Annotated in this window: 2 protein-coding genes and 1 pseudogene; all 3 read right to left on the bottom strand. The window is 66.9% G+C overall.

Features of this window, described 5'->3' with window-relative positions; all coding sequences use genetic code 11:
• On the bottom strand, positions 1 to 864 hold an 864-nt coding region (locus VJS90_RS08685; protein ID WP_324121021.1), incomplete at its 3' end, for an AI-2E family transporter.
• Positions 865 to 876: 12 nt separating this feature from the next.
• The gene (locus VJS90_RS08680; protein WP_324121019.1) at positions 877 to 1,668 is read right to left on the bottom strand and encodes a DUF4892 domain-containing protein; all 792 of its coding nucleotides are present in this window, start codon (positions 1,666 to 1,668) and stop codon (positions 877 to 879) included.
• A 107-nt stretch (positions 1,669 to 1,775) separates the two neighbouring features.
• A pseudogene (locus VJS90_RS08675) lies at positions 1,776 to 2,296 on the bottom strand (alpha/beta hydrolase); the annotation flags it as partial.

Here is a 2,296-nt window from a genome sequence, read left to right as displayed (position 1 = left end):
GTTGTCCACGCCGCTGATCACGAACGTGCCCCAGACCCCCAGAAACACGGCCATGCCGTAATCGCCTTTCCACACCAGCCAGGCGGTGGCAGGTACCCACGCCAGTGGCGGGCCCATCGGGATCAGGCTGAGCATGAAGGTCACGATGCCTAGCACCAGGGCACCCGGCACGCCGGCGATCAGGAAGCCGATCAGCGCAAGCAGTGCCTGGGCCGCCGCGGTGCCGATCACGCCGTTGACCACGCGCTGGACAGTCGCCGCGACCAGGTCGAGGTAGTACTCCGCGCGGTCACCGATCAGCCGCTGCAGCAACCGCAGCACGAAGGCCGCAAGCCGCGGGCCGTCACGGTAGAAAAAGAACACGAAAACCAGGCTCAGGGTCAGCTCGAGCATGCCGCCGCCAATCTGCGCGCTACGCGCCAGCAGCCAGTTGCCCACCTGCCCCAGGTACGGCTTGACCGAGGCCAGGAACGCCGAGCCTTGCTGGTCCAGGGTATTCCAGATGCCCACCAGCCGCCCGCCCACCAGCGGTATGCCGCCCAGCCAGTCCGGTGCGTCGGGCAGGCCATCCACCCGCACATCACGCACGAAGGCGGTGGCATCGCGGATATGGTCGGCCAGGTTGAAGCCGAGCCACACCAGCGGCAAGGCAACCAGCAGAATCCACAGGCCGGTGAGCAGGCCCGCGGCCAGGCCCTCCCGGCCGCCGAGCACGCGCGTCAGCAAACGCATCAACGGCCAGCTGGCAAAGGCCAGGATCGCCCCCCAGAGCAGCGCCGAGATGAACGGCGCCATGACCCACAGACCGGCGCCCAGCAACGCCAGCAGCATGATCTGCACCAACAGGCGATCATTGTTGACCATCACCAGCCTCACTCAACGGATGAGTTCCAGGTGCAGGCCCTCGGTCGGCGCCGACCCGACTTCCAGCCGCGCGCTGCGCACCCCGGCGCGTACCAGCTGTTCGCGCCAGGCCTCGGCCTGGGGACCACTGAGACTGGCGCGCAGCGTACTGTCGAGGTTCAGGCTGCGGCCGAGCAGCGTGACCCAATCCTCCTGCGGTTCTGCCAGCTCCGGGTAGTCGAGCTTGCCGGTGTCGCGCAGTTCGAGCAGCACGGTCGCCGCCGTTGGCAGCAGGGTGCCCAACGGCGTGCTGGCGACAAACTCCTCGACATGCAGGTAGGCGCGCTTGTTGCCGCGGGTGACGCTGTAGAGCGAGACCAGGGAGTTGCCGTGGTCGGCGTCGCGGCGCATCAGAATGAACGCCTGCTGTTCGTCGCCGCCATTGAGGCGGGCATTCTTGAACACCTCGTTGGCCCACAGGCTGGCCTCGCCACAATCGCGGCCCTGGCACCAGAACAGCGGGTAACCGCCCTCTTCCTGCAAGGCCTCGCGTGCGCTGGTGAAGGCCTCGCGCGCGGTACGCTCGGGCGGCAATTCGTAGGTGACCGAACTGACCTGGCCGCGGCTTTCAATCTTGTTCTCCACCCGCAGGCGGTTGCCGATCTTGCGCAACGAACCCAGCGGGTAGATGCGCTCCTGGTCGACCGCGGGGCGTTCATCGACCACCTTGGCATCCAGTGGCGCGGGCAAGGGCGCCGCCCAGAGCAACGGGCTGGCCAGGCAAAGGCAGCCCGCCAGGACGGTGCGGATCGATCGTGTAGTCATCGGATGCCCACGTCGCACGATGCGCCAAGGGTGAAAGCGGTGTCTGGCATGTTCATTGGTTGTCTCCCTGTTCAACCCGCCAAGCCTCGACACTTGCCCGCCTCAAGTCAAGGAAAGCCAAGGAAGGGATTGAAACAGTCTGCAACAAGGGTTGCGCCTTCCTCGTCGTTGAGGTGCAAGTGGTGGCCACCGGGAAGTACCTCGAACCCAAAGGGTAGCTGTTCGAGCAGGCTTGCGTGACGCGCGAGCAGACCCTCGCGGGCCACCACCAATCGCACCGGGCAACCAATGCGGCGCACGAAGGCCATGGCCTGGTCTTCGCTCAGGCGGGTCGGCGAGGGCAATGTCAGGCGGCTGTCGCTGCGCCAGCTGTAACCACCCGCGACCGGCATCAGGCCGCGCTGGGCGAGTAGCTCGGCAGCCTCGCGGGTGACGGCAACCATGCCTTTCATGCGCGCCTGGATGCCCTCCTCCAGCGTGCTGTAGACCGTCTTGCGTTTGGTTTCCAGACGCAACTGCGCGGCCAGGGCCATGCCCAGGCGCTCCGCGGCATCCTGCGGGCCGCTGGTCGGCGGCAAGACCCCATCGATCAGCGCCAGGTGGCTCACCCGGTCGGGCAAGGCGCCAG

This window comes from Pseudomonas sp. (assembly GCF_035277045.1).
Taxonomy (GTDB): Bacteria; Pseudomonadota; Gammaproteobacteria; order Pseudomonadales; family Pseudomonadaceae; genus Aquipseudomonas.
This window is presented reverse-complemented; position numbering and strand designations above follow the sequence as displayed.